The organism is Embleya sp. NPDC055664 (assembly GCF_053618075.1).
Genome location: NZ_JBSHGZ010000002.1, coordinates 191,269 through 209,785 on the forward strand (window position 1 = coordinate 191,269; position 18,517 = coordinate 209,785).

Annotated in this window: 16 protein-coding genes; 4 read left to right on the forward strand and 12 right to left on the reverse strand. The window is 70.8% G+C overall.

The window, feature by feature from the left end; genetic code table 11:
- Window positions 1-242 precede the first annotated feature (242 nt).
- Window positions 243-827, reverse strand: a complete 585-nt coding sequence (locus ACWGR4_RS03940) for a TetR/AcrR family transcriptional regulator (RefSeq protein WP_380005957.1) — start codon at window positions 825-827, stop codon at window positions 243-245.
- A gap of 150 nt (window positions 828-977) precedes the next feature.
- Here ACWGR4_RS03940 and ACWGR4_RS03945 point away from each other — a divergent pair, with 150 nt between their 5' ends.
- On the forward strand, window positions 978-1,562 hold the full coding sequence (locus tag ACWGR4_RS03945) for a TetR/AcrR family transcriptional regulator (RefSeq protein ID WP_380005955.1): 585 nt from the start codon (window positions 978-980) through the stop codon (window positions 1,560-1,562).
- Window positions 1,563-2,036: 474 nt separating this feature from the next.
- On the opposite strand, the gene ACWGR4_RS03950 is transcribed toward ACWGR4_RS03945, so the two are convergent.
- The 8 genes from ACWGR4_RS03950 to ACWGR4_RS03985 all read right to left on the reverse strand — a co-directional run bounded on the left by ACWGR4_RS03950 (window position 2,037) and on the right by ACWGR4_RS03985 (window position 12,076).
- Window positions 2,037-2,360 carry a transcriptional regulator gene (locus ACWGR4_RS03950; protein ID WP_452128102.1) on the reverse strand — a complete coding sequence of 108 codons (324 nt, stop codon included), beginning with the start codon at window positions 2,358-2,360 and terminating at the stop codon, window positions 2,037-2,039.
- Window positions 2,357-2,818 carry a hypothetical protein gene (locus ACWGR4_RS03955; protein WP_452128101.1) on the reverse strand — a complete coding sequence of 154 codons (462 nt, stop codon included), beginning with the start codon at window positions 2,816-2,818 and terminating at the stop codon, window positions 2,357-2,359. Before ACWGR4_RS03955 ends, ACWGR4_RS03950 begins: the two co-directional genes overlap by 4 nt.
- Window positions 2,819-3,444: 626 nt before the next feature.
- Window positions 3,445-4,443, reverse strand: a complete 999-nt coding sequence (locus ACWGR4_RS03960; protein ID WP_452128100.1) for a zinc-dependent alcohol dehydrogenase family protein — start codon at window positions 4,441-4,443, stop codon at window positions 3,445-3,447.
- Window positions 4,443-5,246, reverse strand: coding sequence for a HisA/HisF-related TIM barrel protein (locus tag ACWGR4_RS03965; RefSeq protein WP_452128099.1), 804 nt, complete (start codon window positions 5,244-5,246; stop codon window positions 4,443-4,445). The genes ACWGR4_RS03960 and ACWGR4_RS03965 overlap by 1 nt, the downstream gene beginning before the upstream one ends.
- A complete protein-coding gene (locus ACWGR4_RS03970) occupies window positions 5,243-6,529 on the reverse strand; it encodes an FAD-dependent oxidoreductase (RefSeq protein ID WP_452128098.1) in 1,287 nt (428 codons plus the stop codon). Before ACWGR4_RS03970 ends, ACWGR4_RS03965 begins: the two co-directional genes overlap by 4 nt.
- 82 nt (window positions 6,530-6,611) lie before the next feature.
- Window positions 6,612-7,259, reverse strand: a complete 648-nt coding sequence (locus ACWGR4_RS03975; RefSeq protein ID WP_452128097.1) for a hypothetical protein — start codon at window positions 7,257-7,259, stop codon at window positions 6,612-6,614.
- A gap of 75 nt (window positions 7,260-7,334) precedes the next feature.
- Complete coding sequence (locus ACWGR4_RS03980) at window positions 7,335-10,427, reverse strand: amino acid adenylation domain-containing protein (RefSeq protein ID WP_452128096.1); 3,093 nt, start codon at window positions 10,425-10,427, stop codon at window positions 7,335-7,337.
- A gap of 374 nt (window positions 10,428-10,801) precedes the next feature.
- Window positions 10,802-12,076 carry an FAD-dependent oxidoreductase gene (locus tag ACWGR4_RS03985; RefSeq protein WP_452128095.1) on the reverse strand — a complete coding sequence of 425 codons (1,275 nt, stop codon included), beginning with the start codon at window positions 12,074-12,076 and terminating at the stop codon, window positions 10,802-10,804.
- A 489-nt stretch (window positions 12,077-12,565) separates the two neighbouring features.
- On the opposite strand from ACWGR4_RS03985, the gene ACWGR4_RS03990 reads away from it, so the two are divergent.
- The 3 genes from ACWGR4_RS03990 to ACWGR4_RS04000 all read left to right on the forward strand — a co-directional run bounded on the left by ACWGR4_RS03990 (window position 12,566) and on the right by ACWGR4_RS04000 (window position 14,059).
- The gene (locus tag ACWGR4_RS03990) at window positions 12,566-12,739 is read left to right on the forward strand and encodes a CsbD family protein (RefSeq protein ID WP_380005935.1); all 174 of its coding nucleotides are present in this window, start codon (window positions 12,566-12,568) and stop codon (window positions 12,737-12,739) included.
- A 481-nt stretch (window positions 12,740-13,220) separates the two neighbouring features.
- The gene (locus ACWGR4_RS03995) at window positions 13,221-13,535 is read left to right on the forward strand and encodes a carbohydrate kinase family protein (protein WP_380005933.1); all 315 of its coding nucleotides are present in this window, start codon (window positions 13,221-13,223) and stop codon (window positions 13,533-13,535) included.
- 161 nt (window positions 13,536-13,696) lie between these two features.
- On the forward strand, window positions 13,697-14,059 hold the full coding sequence (locus ACWGR4_RS04000; protein WP_452128094.1) for a hypothetical protein: 363 nt from the start codon (window positions 13,697-13,699) through the stop codon (window positions 14,057-14,059).
- Window positions 14,060-14,398: 339 nt separating this feature from the next.
- On the opposite strand, the gene ACWGR4_RS04005 is transcribed toward ACWGR4_RS04000, so the two are convergent.
- From ACWGR4_RS04005 to ACWGR4_RS04015, 3 genes are all read right to left on the reverse strand, one after another.
- A complete protein-coding gene (locus ACWGR4_RS04005) occupies window positions 14,399-14,956 on the reverse strand; it encodes a hypothetical protein (protein ID WP_452128093.1) in 558 nt (185 codons plus the stop codon).
- 138 nt (window positions 14,957-15,094) lie between these two features.
- Window positions 15,095-16,741 carry a SpoIIE family protein phosphatase gene (locus ACWGR4_RS04010; RefSeq protein ID WP_452128216.1) on the reverse strand — a complete coding sequence of 549 codons (1,647 nt, stop codon included), beginning with the start codon at window positions 16,739-16,741 and terminating at the stop codon, window positions 15,095-15,097.
- Window positions 16,741-18,516 (reverse strand): ATP-binding response regulator, encoded by a 1,776-nt coding sequence (locus ACWGR4_RS04015; protein ID WP_452128092.1) that lies wholly within the window; start codon window positions 18,514-18,516, stop codon window positions 16,741-16,743. Before ACWGR4_RS04015 ends, ACWGR4_RS04010 begins: the two co-directional genes overlap by 1 nt.
- Between the last annotated feature and the right edge of the window lies 1 nt (window position 18,517).

Consider the following 18,517-nt stretch of genomic DNA (forward strand, 5'->3'; position numbering starts at 1 on the left):
GGAGCGACAACGGCCGCTGGGGTTTCGGGCGGGCTCGGGGACCGGTCGCGTCCGCGTGGGCGGGCCCCGCGGTGTTCGCGGGGGTGGGCGGAGGCATCGATCGGCCGCCCCGCGGCGCGGATCAAGCGATGCGGGAACGGGCCCGGAGATCAGAGGTTCGGTGGGGGCGGTGTGGCGCCCGCAGGCACGTCCTGCGGGGGCAGGTGCCGCGCAGGGCGCTTCGGCCGACGGCCGGGGGTCTCTCAGCCGTGGTCTAGGTGGGACAGCTCGGTGTCGATCGCGGCGAGTATGAGGGTGCGGGCGTGGTCGAGCGTCAGTCCCTCGCTCAGCCAGCGCCCGCTGAGTCCTTCGAGGAGCGCGGTGAGCCGTTGGGCGGCCTCCAGCGCCCGCCCCGCGGGCGCGGCCGGCAGGACCGCCGTGATCAGGTCGGCGACCTCGCCGTCCCACACATGTGTGGCCTCGGCGAGGTCGGCGCGCAGCAGGGCGTCGAACATCGCGCTCGCCCTCAACTCGCCCCACGCGGTGCTGTTCTCGCGGACTTCGGCGGTGTCCTGGAACTCCAGGAGCAGCGTCTGCTCCAGCACGGCCCGCGGGTCTGTCGGATGCTCGGCGGCGACGCGGTCGGCGGTGTACCGCTCGGCCCGGTCGTTGATGAACCCCAGGGTCGCGCGCAGGACCCCGGCGCGGTCCTTGAAGTGGTAGTAGATCAGCCCGTTCGACACGCCGGCCTCGGCGGCCAACTCCTCGATGCGCAGCCCGCGTACCCCGCGGCGGGCGATGAGCCGCGCCGCGGCCTCCATGATCACGGTACGACGGTCGGCGGCCATGGCTCGACACCCTACCCTTTGGCCCCCCGTGCACCGTGTGCCACACCCGTTGCCAGGCGGTGATCGAGGACTTGGCCGCACGCTACGATGACTGAATATTCAGTCAGTCAAGGAATGGGTGGCCCTGTGCCGCCCCGGTGGGGTGGCAGGGTGTCGAGCCGTCAGTTGTTGATCCTGGAAGCCGCCGCCGGGCTCATCGCCCGGCGCGGGGTGCGCGGCCTGCGGGTGGAGGAACTCGCCGCCGAGGCCGGAGTGTCCGTCGGGTTGGTCTACTACCACTTCGGAGACCGGGTGGGACTCATGCGGCACACCTGGGAGTTCATCAACGAGCGCGCCGAGCGCTACACGCGGTCCGAGACCGATCCGGACCTGGATCCGCGCCGCCGGCTGGAGGAAATGCTGATGCTCGAACTCCAGGACGCCCCCGAGGTGCGGGAGAACAGCACGGCTTGGGGAGAGTTCCGGGCGAGCGCCGTCTTCGTGCCGGAGTTGGGTCTTCAGGTGCGCGAAGCCACTACGCACTGGGTGCGGGATGCGCAGGAGTTGATCCGCCGTGGGCAGGACAGCGGCGACATCGCCTCGACCGTGGCCCCGGTCGACGCGGCCGAGCGACTCACCGCCCTCGTCGAAGGCCTCAGCGAGCGCTGGTTGGCCGGCTCACTTCCCCTGGATCGGGCGCATTTCCTGCTACGGAGGGCGCTGGCCCTGGAACTCGGATCGCGGCGGCACGCCTGACCTGCCCGGTCCGACGCGGGCTCGCCTCCTCACCGCCTCTGCGCGGGGCGCGGGCCGGAGCGGTGACAGGGCACGAACCGCACCGGTGGGCAGGAGTACTCCGGGCCCCATGCGATGTCCCCGCCCCGGCCCCACGCCCAGGCCCTGTCCGGCGGATCTTGGCGGGTCCGCGCCGCCCGGCACCGGACGACGCGGCCTGATCCACCAAGATCCGCCGGGCAGGGCCTAGCTAGGCGCTCGGCTCCCGAGCCGACGGCGGGATGCCGACGGTTGCCCGCGAACGTGGCCGTGGCGCACCTTCGCGAATTGTGCGTCACGGCCACCTTCAAAGATCGCCATCACGGGTCGGCCAGGAACTCATCCGATCGTCAGGCGGATCGCCCACGCGTGGATGGCGGCACCGGGAGTGGGGTCGTTGCCGGCGTCGGTCGTGCCGCGCCGGGCGGGTGGTGCGCCGGCGCGGCCGTGCCGGTGTCAGGAGCGGGTGGCGGGACTGTCGATGGGCGTTGTGGCGCCGGCGACGATGGCCTGGAGCGCCGCGACGTGCCCGTCGAAGGCGTTTCGGCCGGCGCCGGTCAGGCGGGCGCGTACCTTGCGGCGACCGCTGCTGATGCGGCGCTCGGTGGTTGCGTATCCGGCCTCTTCGAGGGTGGCGAGTTGCTTGGACAGCGCCGATTCGGAGAGCCCCAGTCGGTCCTTGAGGTAGGCGAACTCCGCCCAGTCGGTGGCGGCCAGCGTCGCCACCAGCGTCAACCGGGTGCTGGGGTGGATCAGTTCGTCGAACCGCGGCGCCGTCATGCCCGCGCCCACCGGCGCGCAACGCTCAGGATGTCCGGTCCGCCGAAGCCGATGACGGCGGCGATCAGCACCGCGGCCCAGATGGCGGCGTGCTCCGCGCCGTCGGCGTCCAGTGCGAGCGCGGCGGCGATGGTGGCGCCGACGAGCACGACCAGCATGCCGATCACCACCAGTGGGGTGCGGCGCCCGGCGACGGCCGCGCTGACCTGCACCCGGCCGGTGCGTCGGCGTCCGCCGAGCAGGCGCGTCGCGACGATCGCGTGACCGGTGCCGAAGGCCGCGGCCGCGGTTGCCCCCAGCCACGGCCATACGCTGCCGAGCACGCCCAGCACGCTCCAGGCGGCGGCCATCGCCCACCAGTAGCCGCGGGGCAGACCGACTTCGTCGGCCACGTGGCGCCGGGCACGGTCGACGGCGTCCAGCGCGGCGCGGGCCTGCTCCGGAGCGGTGTCGGTCATGATGGAACCTCACTTTCCTAGTGGGAAAGTAAGCATCCGACTTTCCCACTGGGAAAGTCAAGGGCCGTCGGACGGGCGAATCGGCGTCCGGCGCCGCTATCGCGCAACTCTTGCTTTCGGGCCGTGCGTGGGCCCGGGTCGCCGGGGGCTGTGGGAGGCACCCGGCCCGCGAAGTCCCCCCGGGGACGGAGACTTCGCGGCGGGCGTGGCCGTGGTCGCCGGGCGAATGGCGACTGCGGCGGTGCCGGTACGCGGTGGGGTTCGGTCGTTCCGGGCCGACGAGCACCGCGACGACGACCCCGCCGTCCTCGCCTCCTGCGGACGCCCCGTCCCGGGGAAACCGCGGCTCGGTGTGGGTCGTTGGTGACAACTGTCGCGCTTTGGTCCATCGGACCGGGACGCCGGGTCGGCGGCCGGGTGTCGACTGGTGGCCTCGCGGAGCGATCCTGGCCGGGGCGGGTTGGTGGCCAGGTACCAGGTGAATCGCGCGGGCAGGGCGGCCGGATCCGTGGTGGCGACCACCAGGCGGGCGGTGCCGTCGCCCGTTCAACGACACGGCGGCGAGCCGTCCCACCCCGGGTATGGCGCCCGGCGGGAGGGGAGTCGCCTGTGCACGCTTTCGGCAGTCAGCCTACGAGCAGGATCTTGCCTGTGCCCGTGCGGCTTTCGGCGTTTCGGGCGGCGTTGCCGACGTCCGCGAGGTCGTGGCGACCCGCGACGGGCGCGTCCAGGTGATGGTGTGCCAATTGATCGGTCACCGTGCGCACGAGTTCGCCGACCTCCTCGGGCAGCATGGCCTTCAGGCGTTCGGGGAGCCAGAAACCGTCGAGGGTGACGCCGCGGAAGACCAGCGAGTCGGGTGGGAGCGCGATGTCGGATCCCGAGAGCATGCCGTAGACGGTCATCCGTCCGCCGTTGCGCACGCAGTCCAGCGCGAGTCGGCCGGTGGCGCCCCCGACCGCGTCGAGGGCGGCTGTGACGCCCCCGGCTCCGGCGAAGATCGCGATCTGCTCACGGGCCCGCTCCGGGGGGTCGGCGAGGACTTCCGCCGAATCGTCGTCCGACGGGGTCAGGCCGCGGTGACGTCGGCGGATCACACCGACGCACCGGATGCCGCGTCGTCGCGCCAACGCCGTGATCATCCGACCCACCGTGGAGGTGGCGGCGGTGTGGAGGAGCACGTCACCCGCGGCCAGATCCAGGTCGTCCAGGAGCAGGTTCGCGGTCATCGGGTTGACGGTCATCTGGCAGGCGAGGTCGTCCGGCAGACAGTCGGGGATCTCGATCACGTCCGCGACGGGCACGTTGAGGTACTCCCGCCAGGTTCCGTCGGCGGACACCGCGACGCGGCTGCCCGGCCGCAGGTGCACGTCGGGAGCCGCCTTGTCCACGACTCCCGCTCCCTCGAAACCCACCGGGGCGGCCGGTGGACAGCCCGGTGCGAGCGGCCCGAAGCGGGCCGCTCGGCCGTAGCGTCCGCGGATCCACAGCAGGTCCGAGGGGTTGATGGGGCGCGCGGTCAGGCGTACGCGGACCTCACCCGGGAGGGGGTCGGTCGGCGCGATGTCGGTCACGGACAGCACGTCGGCGGGTTCCCCGTGCTCTCGGAAGACGACGGTGCGCATCAGTGGCCCGGCCGGTAGAGGCTGTCGGCGAGGAGGAAGTCCCGGATCTCGGCGACGGAGTGTTTGCCGTCGTGGACCATCTTGTTGACCAGTACGTAGGTGGCGTGGCCGTCGCGCAGGGCGTCACGCAGATGTTGGAGCGTGCCGCACCCTCCGGAGGCGATGACCGGCAGTCCGGAGGCCTCGGACACGGCACGGGTCAGGGCGAGATCGAAGCCCTGCCCGGTTCCCTCGCGATCGATGCTGTTCGCCAGGATCGCTCCGACCCGCAAGCCGGCGAATCGGCCCGCCATGGACGCGGCGGTGGCTCCGGAGGGCTGCTCGCCGTCGCGGACGTACGCCTCCCAATCGTCCGGACCCGTCCGCCTGCTGTTGATGACGCCCATGACTTGTTCCCCGCCGTATTCGCTCACAGCCGCTTCCACGATCTGCGGGTCGTCCACCATCGCGGTGCTGACGGACACGACGTCCGCGCCGGCCGCCAGCAGGTCTCCCATGTGCCGTACGGACGGGAGACGACCGTGCTCGACGGAGACCAGCGGATCGATTCCGACCTCCTTGATCCCGCGCAGCACGCCGGGGAGGTAGTCGATGCGCTCCCACGTGTCGAAGACGTCGAGGAACACCTTTCGGGCGCTGCCGGCGGCGTAGGCCCGGGTGATCTCGACGACGTCCGACGGGTTGCGCAGCCCGGGTATCGCGGACGGTTCGGTGGTGACGCCGCGGGAGACGTCGATACAGGGGATGACGAGGTCGCCGATGTGGGCCTCGCGGTTTCGGAACACGGGCGTGGGGGTGGTCATGGTGTCGCCTTCCGAGGTGGGGTGAGTGCTGCCAGGCGGGGGCTGTCGGGGGCCAGGGCTCGTGCCACGTCCACGGCCGAGACCACGGCCGATTCCTGGGTCGGGACCTGCGTCATGACGTGGCCGGCGAAGTACAGGCCGCGGTGGCCCTGGAGTTCGCGGAGTCGGCCTTGTGCGGCGAACGTCGCCGGGAACGGCAACAGGGTGCGAAACCCGGCCCGGGCGAGGAGGCGACGCGGCAGGCTTTCGCGGTGGTCGAGTCGGCTGACGAAGGCTTCGCCGCCGTCGTCGAATCGGCGTCGGACGGTGCTCAGTGCCCGGCCACCGTCGACGGTGACGTTCGTCGTGGATCGGTACAGGGAGTCGGGACAGAGGTAGCAGGGATCCAGGTGCACGCCGTGAGCGATGTCCGCGTAGCGGTATGCGCAGAGCGCGCGGCGGGCCATGTCCGCTTCCGGCAGGTCCCGCAGCGCCTCCGCGGCGGTGTCGGCCGAAACGGCCAGGACGATCGCGTCCACGGTGTGCGTGTCGCCCCGAGAGTCGATCATCGCCAGTCGATCGCCCACGCGGCGGATGTGCCGCAGCGCGGTGCCGGGGCGCAGGTCCGCGGTATTCAGTCGGGCGGCCAGTCGGTGGGCCACGTCCTGCATGCCCTCGCGCAGGGTCTGCGTGGTCGGTGTCGTGCCGGCCGGCGCGTCACTTGCGAACACCGCCGCCGTCGCCCGCGCGGACAGCGTCGACGCCCGGGACAGATCACAGGCCCAGAGCGAGGAGGGCAGGGCGTAGACCAGGTTCTCCTTCACCGCCGCGGGTAGCGGCCACGGTTCCACGACGTCGCGCAGCGGAGTCGCCCAGTCCAGGTCTTGGGCGATCCAGTCGGCGGCCTCGCGCACGAGCATGGCGATCGCCCGCCGCGCGTCCGCGGTCGAAGGGCCGCTCTCCGCCGCCTCGTCGTCGCCCGGCGCGGTCAGGGGGCCTTGGAACAGCGGGAGTTCCCGTCCGGCCTCCGCGATGGTGTAGGTCGCCGCGGTGGTGATCCAATCGTCCTCGCCCAGTCCGAGGTTGCGCGTCAGGCTCTCGAAGAGCGTGAACGCCTCCAACGACACGCTGTACACGCCCAGGTCGATCACCCGCGCGACGCCGCCCGCGTCGACGAACCGCCGCGAACGCAAGTTTCCACCGAGGTCGTGCCGGGCTTCGAGTACGACGCTGTCGTGGATTCCGTCGATCAACCAGGCCAGGGTCAGCCCGGCGACACCCGCCCCCGCGATACCGATTCTCACCGGGTCTCCTCCTGTCGATCGAATCGTCGGTCGGTGACCGGACGCCGAGGCGGCGCGTCGGCTCCGGACCGCTCTGGGGTGCTCACACGGCGGCCGCGGCGCGCCAGAAGTCGCCGATGCTGTCGTCCAACAGGCGGGCGCACAGGAGGACTTCGCCGGGGTCGTCACCTCGGTCGAGACCGTCCTGGACGACCTCCAGCGCGAGGCGACACAATTCGTCGGGGCTGTCGTCCTCGTAGTAGGACAGGAACTCGTCCGGCACCTTCAGGCCCACTGCCCGCACACGCGCGACCAGTTCGGCACACCCGGAGTAGTAGCAGGTCAGGTCGGCGTACGAGGACATTCCCGTGGCCGCCTGCGATCCCTGGACAGCCACCCAGGAGACGACGCCGTCGAAGGCGTACGCCGCGCTCTCCGGCGGCCGGAACTTCATCTCGGCCGGGTCCAGGCCCAGAGCCCGGACGCACTCGTCCAGCTTGGGGGACGCGTCGTGGACCAGGCGGCCCAGCTGCAGGTACAGGTCGGCGGCGGGGCGGTGCGGGAAGCGGGAGAGCATCGTGCCGTAGGCCGCCAACTCCGTGCGGTGACACTGGGCTTCGATGCCGATCAGGCGTCGCAGGTGGTCCGGGGTCAACTCCGTGTCGGTGGCGAGCAGGGCGTTGGGGACGGGGTGGGCGAGGCGCCGGTTCTCGACTTCCTCGACGAGTCGTGCGGCGTCGATGCGGGTCATCGGGGATCTCCTGATTCGTCGTGTGTGGTGGTCCGGTCGCGCGATTTTTCGCGCGTCGGGCTCGGGTGGTTGCGGTCAGTGCCCTTCGGGCGGCGGTGCGAGATACCCGGTGCGGCGGAACTCGCGCAGGTAGGTATCCAGCAGCTCCGCGTCCACGGGCGGGCAGACCAGGCCGCTTTCGGCGAGCGCCGCTTCGGTGTTGTGACGACCGAAACGAGGGAAGGTGCCGTCGGTGTACATCTGCTTGACCGTGACGTCGCTGTCATGGGCGGGTTCGACGAACATGGCGACATACGGGGCCATGGGGTGATCGGGCAGTTGGGCGGTGAGGTCGGCGAGCATGCCACTCCAGGCGTCGTAGGGCATGGTGCGCACGGGGTAGCCCATGGCGACCAAACGCTCGACCAGCAGCGGCAGTCGGGCGTCGTGGGGGTTGGTGAGGTGATAGACGCGGCCGTCGGGTTCCTGGTGGGTGATGATGTGCACGATCGCCTCGGCGGTGAAGTCCACGGGCACGAAATCCAGGGGCAGGCCCATGTCCGGGGCGAGGCCGGTCTCGGCGATGGTGCGAAAGAGCGCGCACATCATCGTGTCGGTGTTCCACACGCCGCGGTCGCGGGTGCCGGTGATCTCGTAGGGCCGGTGGATGGCCACCGGGAGACCGCGCCGGCCGGCCTCGGCGATCAGCTTCTCGGCGACCCACTTGGTCTCGGGGTAGCCCAGGGAGATGCGGTCGGCGTGCTCGAGCGGGGTGTCCTCGTCGACGTGCTCGATCCCGGCGGTACCGAAGCCCGCGATCACCGCGATGCTGGAGATGTGGTGGACCGGCTTGAGGGTGTGCTCGCCCGCGAGTTCCAGGACGGTACGGGTTCCCCCGACGTTGATCGGCGCCAACGCCGCATACGGGTAGGCGAAGTTGACGCGCGAACCGCAGTGCACGATCAGGTCGATCCCGCGGGCCAGGCCGTTCCAGGCGTCGTCGGAAAGGTCGAAGCGCGGCTCGGCGAGTTCGCCCGGCACGGGGACGACGCGGTCCGTCAGCGGTTCGGGGTTCACGCCGTGCCGCCGCATCCGGGCGGCCAGGCGGTCGAGGGCCTCCTGCGCGTCGTCCGCGCGGATCAGGCAGTGCACCCGCTCCACCCCCGCGCCCAGGAGTTGCTCGACGAGGTGTACGCCCAGGAAGCCGGTCGCTCCGGTGAGGAACACCTGCCGAGGGCTTCGCGGATGCGTGGACGCGGGCGCGTCGAAGCGCACTTCGGGAGCGAGTCGGGCCTCCGCGGCGAAGTCCACGGGTGTGTCGTCGTGCGCACGTCCCTCGTGCAACGCGTGCACCGCGGCGGCGAAGTCGGCCAGCGACGGGTCGCCGACCAGGTCACGGATCATCGTGCGGCCGTATCCGGGGTCTATGTGCAGCCGTTCGCGAAGAGCGGCGGTGATCCGCGTGGCACGCAGGGATGTGCCGCCCAACGCGAAGAACGTGTCGTCGCGGGACACCGCGTCGGCGTCCAGGACGTCGTGCCACACCCGGGCGACGGCCTGTTCCCATTCGCCGCGCGGTTCCTCGTCGCCGGTGCCCGGTGTCGATGCCGGTGCCGACAACTCGGCGAGTCTGCCCCGGTCGATCTTGCCGCTGGTGGTCAAGGGCAGACGATCGACCACGGTGATGCGGGCGGGGACCATGTAGGTGGGGAGCCGGTCGCGCACATGCTCGTGCAGGCGTTGCGCGAGGCGCCGCCGCTCCCGGTCGGAATGTGCCACGACCGCGGCCACCAACACCTCGCCGGCGCCCTCGCCCACGACGCCCACGGCGGCCTGCCGCACGCGTGCGTGGGCCGACAACACCGCCTCGACCTCGTCCAGTTCCACCCGGTAGCCGCGCAGCTTGACCTGGCGGTCGCGGCGCCCCAGGTACTCGAGCGCGCCGTCCTCGCGCCACCGCGCCATGTCGCCGGTGCGGTACAGGCGCGAGCGCACCTCGGGGGGCGTCCAGGGGTCCTCGACGAAGCGTTCCGCCGTCTTCTCCGGGTCGTTGAGATAGCCCAGCGCGACGCCGTCGCCGCCCACCCACAACTCGCCGGTCCCGCCGGGGTCGGCGATGGTCCCGTCGTCACGGACCACGTACGACGTCGAGCCCGCGACGTTGATCCCGATGGGTACGTTCTCCGCCCGCGCGGACAACTCGTCGACCCGGTGGGTCGTGGACAGCGAGGAATTCTCGGTGGGCCCGTAGCCGTTGAGGAGCATTCCCGGCCGCCCGTGGCGCAGCACGGCCCGCACGGCGCGCGGTCCGACCGTGTCGCCGCCCACGATCAGGCAGCGCAGGCTCGCGAACATCTCCGGCGCGACGTGGGCGTGTTGGTGGAACAGTCCGGCACTCAGCCACGTCACGCTGATCCGCGCTTCGCGCAGCACGCTCTCCAACGCCTTGGAATCCAACAGGTCCTCGTCGCGGGCGACGACCAGGCAGGCGCCGTTGAGCAGGGTCGCGAACATTTCGAGGCAGGAGACGTCGAAGGTCGGATTCGTGGTCGCGAGCCATCGGTCCTCGGGCAGGACACGAAGGTCGCCGGTGTCGCGGGCCAGCCTCGTCTGGCCGCGATGGGGACACACCACACCCTTGGGCGCGCCGGTGGAACCGGAGGTGTAGATGACGTACGCCGCCTCTCCCGCGGCGCGCCCACGCCACCATTGCTCGTCGGCCCGGTCCGGGGCGGCGAACAACTCGTCCGTGCCTACGACGTCCACGCCGTCGGGTACCTCGACGTCCGCGCCGGGCGCGGACACCGCCGTGCGGACGTCGGCGTCGGTGAGGATTCGTGCGATGCGGTCGGCGGGGTAGGAGGGATCGACGGGCAGGTACACGGCACCCGCGTACAGGATCGCGAGGGTCGCGGCCACCGCGTCCGCGGAGCGACCGATCAGCACTGCGACGTGGTCCCCCTTGGCCACGCCGCGCGCCCGCAGGCCCGTGGCGCCGCGGCGAACCCGCTCTTCCAGCTCGCCGTAGCTCCAGACTCCGCCGACCCATTCGACGGCGGGCGCGTCGGGGCGCGCGGTGACCTGCTCCGCGAAGAGCGCCGGGATGCCGGCATCGCGCGGGTAGTCCGTGCGCGGGCGGTTTCGGAGACGGGCGTGCTCGGGACACGGGGGTTGATGTGAGGTGACCATGGAATCTCCTGCCGAAAATGGAAAAGGCTCATGGGAAATACATGTCTCGACGGGCCTGAAGGAAAGCGTCGGCAGTCCGCGCCGGATCATGGCGCCGGGTCTGCGAATTCGCGAGCCGGCGGAAATCGGAGGGCGCCCGAATACCGATCATGGATTCCCGGATCGACGCCATCGGCAAGCGTGGCGTCCTACGCTCCACCGCCACCCGAACGATCGATCGACAATCGGACCTCTCCGAATCACCGAAGATGCCGTAAATCGGAAACCGTGAAGCCGCTTCGCGTTTCCTTTTCACCGCGCCCGGCGGTCTGCTCGCTTGGCCGCCTCGGCGCCTCGGCGGCGCCGGCCGTTGCCTGGCGAATCGGGGCGGCCGGTCAGTGCCGGGAGGGGTCGGCGGCGACCACGGCCAATCGGTCTCCGCGGGTGACCAGCGCACGCACCACCCGGATCGCCGAGCGCACCGCGCTCTCCTGGCTGTCGGCGTCCCCGAGGTGGCTGCCCGCGAAGTACACGCCGTGGCGGCCCTGATGACTTGCGAGCGACCGGGCGGCCCGTGCCCCGGCGACGGTGGGGCGCAGTTGGCGAAAGTCCGCGCGGGCGATGATGTCCTCGGGCTCGGCGCGGTGGGTGATCCAGCTCTTGAACACGTCGGTGCCCAGAACCGGCCCCAGCCGAACGGTGCTCTCGGCCCATCGATCATCCGTGGTGATGCAGGTGGTGGACCAGTACGCCCGGTCGGCGGGCATGTGCGCCGGATCGCGGTGCAGGGCCACCGTGGTGGGGACGTAGTCGAACGCCGCCAGCAGCTCCGCCGAGGGCTTCAGATCGGAACAACCCGCGACGAGGTCCAGGGCTCGGGGAGCCGAGGTCGCAACGACGACCGCGTCGTATGCGCTCATGCCGGCCGCGCCGAGCAGGCACGGGCGCCCGTCCTCGACGTCGATGGCGCGTACGGGTGCGCCGACGCGGACGTTGCTGCCGAGGGAGTCGGCGATGCGGGAGACGAGTTCCCCCAGACCGGTCGCCAGCAGGTGCCAAACCGGGGCGGCGTCCGGGTGCTCGGGCGACGCGCCCGTGATCCAGCCGGCCACCGCTCGTGCGGGTATATCGGCGGCCTGGTCCACGGTGCAGCCGACGAGGGACGCGCACCAGACCAAGAAGGTGTCCCGCACCTCGTCGACCGGCAAGTCCCGTGCGCCGGCGAGGTCGCCCACCGTCGTGGTGACCGGCCCGTTCTCGGCCTCCAGTCGTGCCGTAGCGGTGAGCAGTTCCGTGAACGTGTGTGCCGCCGGGCCCGACACCGGCGTACGCCCCTCGGTTGCCGCGGCCGAGGAGTCGGGGGTGACCAGCGTCGGCGCCGCCCGACCCGCCCGCGAGAGCGTCGTGGTCAACGGGACGTCCAGCGTGTGGTCGACGCTCAGCCCCAGGGCCCGGCGCAACGCCGTGTGGCACGGGTACGCCGTCGGGGAGAGCAATTGGGCACCGAGATCCACCGCGACCGGGCTGTCCCCGGCGCCGCCGAACGTGGCGGTACGAATGTTGCCACCGATGCGATCGGCGGCCTCGTACACGGTGACCTGATGCTCCTCGTCCAGCAGCCAGGCGGCGGTCAGCCCGGCGATGCCCGCTCCGATGATCGCGATGCGCATCGTTGTCTCCCCAAGAGTGGGGGAGTGGCACCGGGAGTTTCGCCGAGGTCCGACAGTATGCGCCGCGACACTCGGAGGAAGCCCGGAAACCCACGCCCACTCGATTATTCGTTGACGGTTGACAGGACGCTCCTCACCAATTTCCCGGGTCCAATGCATTGTCCGCCCATAATGACCGGAAATCATCGGCCCGAATTCCCCTGGGCAACTGGAGTGGCGCGGCACCTCTCATTTCCCGTGCGTATCGAATTCTGGGGATTCGATCATTCGATTCAAGCCGTCGGGCCCAAGAGAAGGGATGATCCCCGGAACTCGATGGTGGATGACACGGACCGGTAGCAGCAGACAAGAGGGCCGCCACAGGTCGTGGGCGGCCCAACAGCGCCGGCATGCGTGGGGCGGAGGTCGTGTTCCGGCGTCTCGACCGGGGTGTGAATCGGCAAGGTCGGGGCAGGCGTGGGACGTCATCGTCGATCCGGAGGAGTACGCATGAGCGCCGCGAACAAGGCCGACAACATGGCCGACAAGGTCAAGGGCAAGGCCAAGGAGACCGCCGGACGTGCGGTCGGCAACGAGCGACTCGAAGCCGAAGGCCGTGCGGACCAGGTCAAGGGCGACCTCAAGCAGGCCGGCGAACACGTCAAGGACGCCCTCAAGGACTGACGACGCACACGAGCGACCCGGGGCCGGCGCCGACACCCATCGGTACCGGCCCTACGCACGTGCGGGCCGGCGGCGGGGGAGCGGAGCCGGGCCAAGTACCCGGCACGGTCGATCTCCTCCGTGCCGGTTCACCGGCCCGTGGCCTCAGGTGGACTCGAAGCTGCCGGACCCGAGTAGGAGGGCGCCGTCGCGCGCTGGAACGAGGCGGCGGAGATGCCGGACGGGGTGACGGTGGCGCCGCCCGAGGCACGGACGCCCACCCGGTTCCTCACGCCGGGGACTCACCCCGATGCACACCCGCGCGGGTCCGCCCACCCGAAGGGCCCACCGCCAGGGGCGCTCCCGCACCGGATGGCATTGGATGGGCGAGGAATCATGGGCGACGATCGGGTCCGCCCACCCGCCCACCGCCCGCTGCGGAACGGCAGGGACGCGACTGCCGCGGCGCGCGGTGCGGCACCCGAGGGAAGGATCGACACGGATGAGCGAGACGACGGAGCGGCCGGTCCTGCGGGCCGCCGGCTCACATCTGTATCCCGGCGCGTTGGTACGTGTGCACACTCCCGGGTCGACGGACCCGCACCGGGCCGGCAGGGTACCGGGCGACCTGATGTTCGCCGACGGTTCGCGAACCACCGCACAGGTGCTGATCGATCCGGACGAGCGGGCGACCCTGTGGGTGGCCGAGTACACCACCACCCGCGGCACCACGATCTCCGAACGGGTCTGGTCGACACACCCGTCCCCTGACGGCTCGGGCGACGTCATCCTCCGCATCGGCACCCGACTGCCGTAGTGGTTCCTGCCGTCGGTACGGCGGGTTCCCGACGGTCGGCGAGGAGCCTTTTGAGCATGAACTCCCTTGCGTTTCAACGTACTTCCTTGGTTCGATCCGATGGTCGGGTCGTTCGATCCGGCGGCCGACATCCGTCGGTCGTTTCCCCGAAAGGAAGGTCCATGAACCGCAAGCTTCGTAGGGCGTCGGGAGTCCTGGCCATCGGCCTGGCCCTCGGCGCGCTCTCCGCCGTCGCTCCGGCCGTCGCCGCGCCCGGCACGGCGCCTACTACGGCGGCCACCACGTCCACGGGCACGAGCCCGTCCGCGCTGGACGACTTCCAGTGGCGGTACAAGCGGGCGTTCTCGTCCACCTACGCCTGCGAGCAGTACGCCGTAGGCCTGTTGAACAACCCCCACTACAAGGCGTACGCCTGCCGTCCGCGTTGGGACGAGCCCGGCGTCGAGCTCTGGATCCTGTCGGACGTCCCGCTCCCGTTCGCGGTTTCGCTCCGTCAGGAATCCGCAGTGACGTTCCCGCTGTAGTTTCGACCGGTTCATCGAGACGATCCGCCACACACCGTCAGCCTCCCGGTCGACCGTCCGCATGTCGGTCCTCGCAACGTAGGTGTGCCGCTCCCGACGCCGTCACGTCCTTCGCGACGGCCCGGCAGGGGACACCGCGCGCCGTTTCGTGCATTCGACCGACGCAGGTCCGTGACCCGGGCGGTTGTGGGTGAGGGTCTCGACTACGGCACGTCGGCCGCGCCGGTTCGTCGGGCGGCCGGCGTGTCGAACGACCCCGTCGCCGACCGCGTTTCATCGCGCGGGTCGCCGTGTCGGTGCGTCTTGTTCGATCTTGAGGGAGTCGAGCCCGCCGGCGGATCAGGAGAGGTGGGTGAGTTCCACCACGAGTGGGCCGCCGGCCTCGGTCAGGCCCGCTTCGGTCGCGCACTGTGGCTTGGGCAACGGTGACAGCGTCCGAGTGGTGACCGTCGTGTCGCCCGCGAAACGTCCGGACCGGACCTCGCCCCTGAAGACCGCCGACCGCCCCCCGCCGACCGGGGTTTCGACGCCGCCGGATTCCTCGAGTGTGCTGGTGCCGCCGTCGTCCCAGGTGATGGTCGTCGTGCGCGTGCGCGTGCCCCCGTCGCAGCTCATCATCCCCGACATGGTGGAGGTGACGCGGCCCGAGGCGGGCAGCGCGCCACCGAACGGCAGGCAGGACGTCAACTCGCCACTGCCCTCGCCCGCGACCTGACGCAGCGTCGAGTTCAACCCCGGAGTGAAGGTCTCGGTCTGGTACCCGGTACAGGTCTGCACCACGGGCACCGGCAGTGCGCGCGCGGCAGATTCGGCCGGACTCGCGACGCCGGCCACGACGAACGCCGGCACGGCCGCGAGACCGACCAGTCCCAGGCCGAGAAGTCGTGTGCGGTTCATGGGTCAACCTCGCAGATGGATGGTTCGCGGCGGATACCGCGACCGTGCAACGACTCGGGACCGGAGGGGAGTTACGGCTGGTCGCCCGAAAGGATGAAACCGGGCGTGCGGGGCCGCCGACTGCCGCCTGCGGGACGGCTACCCGGTCCTGCGCAGCAGGAGAAGGGCGATGTCGTCGCGTTCGTCTCCTTCGAGGGCGGACAGGAGATGGTCGGCGAGGGCGTTCAGGTCGGTGCGGAAGGACTCGTCCCGGAGTGTCTCGGTGCGCAGGCGTGCCATGCCCGCGTCCAAGTCGCTGGTGCGTTCCTCGACGAGGCCGTCGGTGTACAGGAGGATGGTCGCCTTCGCGGGCAGTTCGTGGCGTACGGTCTCGGGCCTGGGCACTTCCAGTCCGAGCAGTGCACCGGCGACCGTGAGGTAGTGCGTATCACCGTCCGCGGTCACGATCAGCGGGGGCAGGTGGCCGGCGTTGGCGATGTCGATCGTCCCGGTGCGGGGGTCGAGCATCAGCACGCACACCGTCGCGGTCTCGTACGGGTGATAGCGCATCAACATGGCGTTGAGGCGTTCGAGGATCGTGTGCGGTTCGTGTCCTTCGCTCGCGTAGGCCCGTAGTCCGTGGCGTAGTTCGCCCATGATAGTCGCCGCGTGCAGGGAGTGTCCGGCGACGTCGCCGATGGCGACGAGCAGGCGGTCGCCGATCGGGACGGCCTCGTAGAAGTCTCCGCCGATCTCGGTCTCGTCGGACGCGGGACGGTAGCGCACCACGATGTCCACCGAGTCGGACGAGGGCAACCGGGACGGCAGGAAGGTGCGTTGGAGCGACAGGGCGAGCGCGTGCTCCTGGGCGTGGGAGCGGAACGCCTCGACGGCGAGGGCTCCGGTGCGCGCGAGTTCGCGCAGCGCCCGCTCCTCCTCGGGGTCGCGGGCGGCGGTCGCGGGAACGGCGAGGGCGGTGGGCGGACGGCTGGCCTTGGTCCGGCATATCGCCAGACGGACGTTGCCTTGCGCGAGGCTGTCCGGAAGCGTCCGCAGCCAGTTCTCGGCACTGATCACGACGGATTTCGAGCCCGTGCCCTCGTGGAGATTCGTGAGACGCGAGAGAGCGTCGAACAGCGTCGGTGGAACGTTTCCTTGTTGGGGGGCGAGGCCGAATTCGCTGATCAGGGTGCGGCGGGTGATGCCGCCCTCGCCCTGGACATAGGAGGCGGCCGGCCCTCGGCTGATCAGGGAGGCGCCCGTCACGATGGCGTCGCCGAGTTCCTCGAGGGTGGAGGCGGCGTTCACGAGCATGGTCGCGCGGGCGAGCTCGGACAACACCGCCGCGGTGTGCTCGGCACGACGGCGCGCACGCGAGTAACGCAGCGCGGACTCGAGGGTGGCCAGCAGTACGTCGGGATCGATGGGATCGACGAGGTAGGCGTCCGCGCCCCGGTACAGACCCTGGGCGCGCTCACCCACCGTGATGGCGGACGCGGAGACGTGGACCACCGGCACGGAGGCGGTACGGGCGTCGGACTTCAGGCGTTCGCACACCTCGAAGCCGCTGGCGTCCGGCAGGCGTACGTCGACGATGGCCGCGTCCAGCGCGTCGCCCTCGTCGGCGGCGGCGAAGGCCAGGTCCAATGCCTCGGCGCCGGTCGCGGCCTCGACGACGCGGTGCCCGGCCCGCCGGAGCCAACTGCCCAGGATGTAGCGCTTGGTCTCGGTATCGTCGACGACCAAAACGGTGGCGGCGGCCTGGGGCGCGACACGGTGATCCGCGGCGGTCGCGGGGGGTCGCATCACGTGGCGCCTCCGTCGGCGTGGTCGGCTCGCGACACGTCGAGGGCGTGGGCGATGTCGTCGGTGGTCAGGCCGGTCTTGGGGAGGCTGTACACCGCCGCGACGCGTTCGAGCAGCATCGATCGATCGAGCGAGGTCACCACCACGACCGGTACGCGCGAGAGTGTGGGGTGCGCCGCGAGTCGCCGCATGACCTCGAATCCGTCGGGATCGGGCATGTGGAGGTCGAGGAAGATCACGTCGGGCGGGTCCTCGGCGGCAAGGGCGAGGCCGAGGGTTCCGTCGCTCGCCTCGACCAGTCGGGTGACGAGCGGCCGAACAAGCATGCGAAACACCTCCCGGAAGGCGGGATCGTCGTCGATCACGAGTGCGTGGTCGACCCGCGGCGCGTGCTCCCCCGAGGGCGCGGAGGGCGCGGTGGGCAGGGGAAGCCGGACGGTGGCGGTGGTTCCGACGTTCGGGGTGCTCTCCAGGGTGAGCGTGCCTCCGAGCAGGTGGGTGAGGCTGCGGGCGTAGGGCAACCCGAGGCCGGTGCCGGCCGACCGTGTCTGCAAGGGTCCGGGAATCTGGTAGAACTCCTCGAAGACCTGCGCGAGATGGTCGGCCGTGATGCCGATGCCGGTGTCGCGGACGGTCAGCACCAACTGCTGGGCGAGCGGATCGCGGCCCGCGCCGAGCACGACCTCGCCGTGTTCGGTGAACTTCAGTGCGTTGGACAACAGATTGCGCAGGACCCGGGTGAGGACGACCTCGTCGGTGACCACCGTGGGCGGATGATCGCCGATGTCCAGGCGGAACGTGACGTCCGGGGCCGCGACCGGGTGCATCACGCCGTGTATGTGAGTGAGCAGTTCGACGAGGTCGACCGGGGTCAGGTGCGCCTCCATGCGTCCCGACTCGGCCTTGGCGATGTCGAGGAGTTCGTTCACCAGGGTCGAGAGCGTGGCGCCGGACGACTCGATCAGCGTCGTCTGGCGGCGCTGCTCCTCGGTGAGCGGGTCGGCGGCGGGATCCAGGAGCAGCCGGGCGAGGCCGATGACGGAGTTGACCGGCGTGCGCAGTTCGTGGCTGACATTGGCCCAGAACCGGGTGCGGGTCTCGGCGATCACGTGCAACTGCCGGGTCTTCTCCTCCAGTTCGGCGTAGAGCGCGACCACGCCGGTGTTGGTGTCCGCGAGTTCCTGGGACAGTTCCGCGTACAGCGCCAGGACACCCTGATTGGTTTCCTGGAGTTCGTCATTGAGGCGCAGCAGGTCGTCTTGGCGCGCCTGGAGGTCGTCGAGCGCGTTGAGCAGTTCCTGGTTCTGGGAGCGGAGTTCTTCCAGCGCGCTGCGCGGACTCGAGGCGGCCAAGGCCGCTCTGGCCGGTTCCACGTCGCCGGGTCGGAAATCCACCAGCCGTTTGCGGACCACGATGCGGCCCTCGAGCCGCTCGACGTCTTCCACCAGGCGTTCCGCGGCGCCGCCCGTGGGCGGCATGACGCCCGCGCCGTTCGGACCCGGTGTCTCCCAGGCGATCTCCACCACGAGAGAGGGTTCCACACCGTCGAGTTCGACGCCGAACTCGACGACGGCCGGGCCGACGACGTCGATGAGTTCGCGGCCGATCTCGCTCAGGGCGGTGGCCACCCGCACGCGGTCCTGACGGCCGAGACCGACGGCCTCGGCGACGTTGCGCGCGAGTTGCCGCACGACGAAGACGTCATGGGCGTCGCGCAGGGGGCACCTGGTCAGGGGCGTGATCGTGGCCCGCCATTGCGAGTGTCGGTCGTCCACG

Excerpts from the sequence above, each read along its gene's own strand:
- ACWGR4_RS03965 (WP_452128099.1), bottom strand. The coding sequence starts at position 5,246 with ATGACCACCCCCACGCCCGTGTTCCGAAACCGCGAGGCCCACATCGGC.
- ACWGR4_RS03985 (WP_452128095.1), bottom strand. The coding sequence starts at position 12,076 with ATGCGCATCGCGATCATCGGAGCGGGCATCGCCGGGCTGACCGCCGCC.
- ACWGR4_RS03955 (WP_452128101.1), bottom strand. The coding sequence starts at position 2,818 with ATGACCGACACCGCTCCGGAGCAGGCCCGCGCCGCGCTGGACGCCGTC.
- ACWGR4_RS04010 (WP_452128216.1), bottom strand. The coding sequence starts at position 16,741 with ATGCGACCCCCCGCGACCGCCGCGGATCACCGTGTCGCGCCCCAGGCC.
- ACWGR4_RS03995 (WP_380005933.1), top strand. The coding sequence starts at position 13,221 with ATGAGCGAGACGACGGAGCGGCCGGTCCTGCGGGCCGCCGGCTCACAT.
- ACWGR4_RS03975 (WP_452128097.1), bottom strand. The coding sequence starts at position 7,259 with ATGACCCGCATCGACGCCGCACGACTCGTCGAGGAAGTCGAGAACCGG.
- ACWGR4_RS03980 (WP_452128096.1), bottom strand. The coding sequence starts at position 10,427 with ATGGTCACCTCACATCAACCCCCGTGTCCCGAGCACGCCCGTCTCCGA.
- ACWGR4_RS03960 (WP_452128100.1), bottom strand. The coding sequence starts at position 4,443 with ATGCGCACCGTCGTCTTCCGAGAGCACGGGGAACCCGCCGACGTGCTG.
- ACWGR4_RS04005 (WP_452128093.1), bottom strand. The coding sequence starts at position 14,956 with ATGAACCGCACACGACTTCTCGGCCTGGGACTGGTCGGTCTCGCGGCC.
- ACWGR4_RS03940 (WP_380005957.1), bottom strand. The coding sequence starts at position 827 with ATGGCCGCCGACCGTCGTACCGTGATCATGGAGGCCGCGGCGCGGCTC.
- ACWGR4_RS03990 (WP_380005935.1), top strand. The coding sequence starts at position 12,566 with ATGAGCGCCGCGAACAAGGCCGACAACATGGCCGACAAGGTCAAGGGC.
- ACWGR4_RS03950 (WP_452128102.1), bottom strand. The coding sequence starts at position 2,360 with ATGACGGCGCCGCGGTTCGACGAACTGATCCACCCCAGCACCCGGTTG.
- ACWGR4_RS04000 (WP_452128094.1), top strand. The coding sequence starts at position 13,697 with ATGAACCGCAAGCTTCGTAGGGCGTCGGGAGTCCTGGCCATCGGCCTG.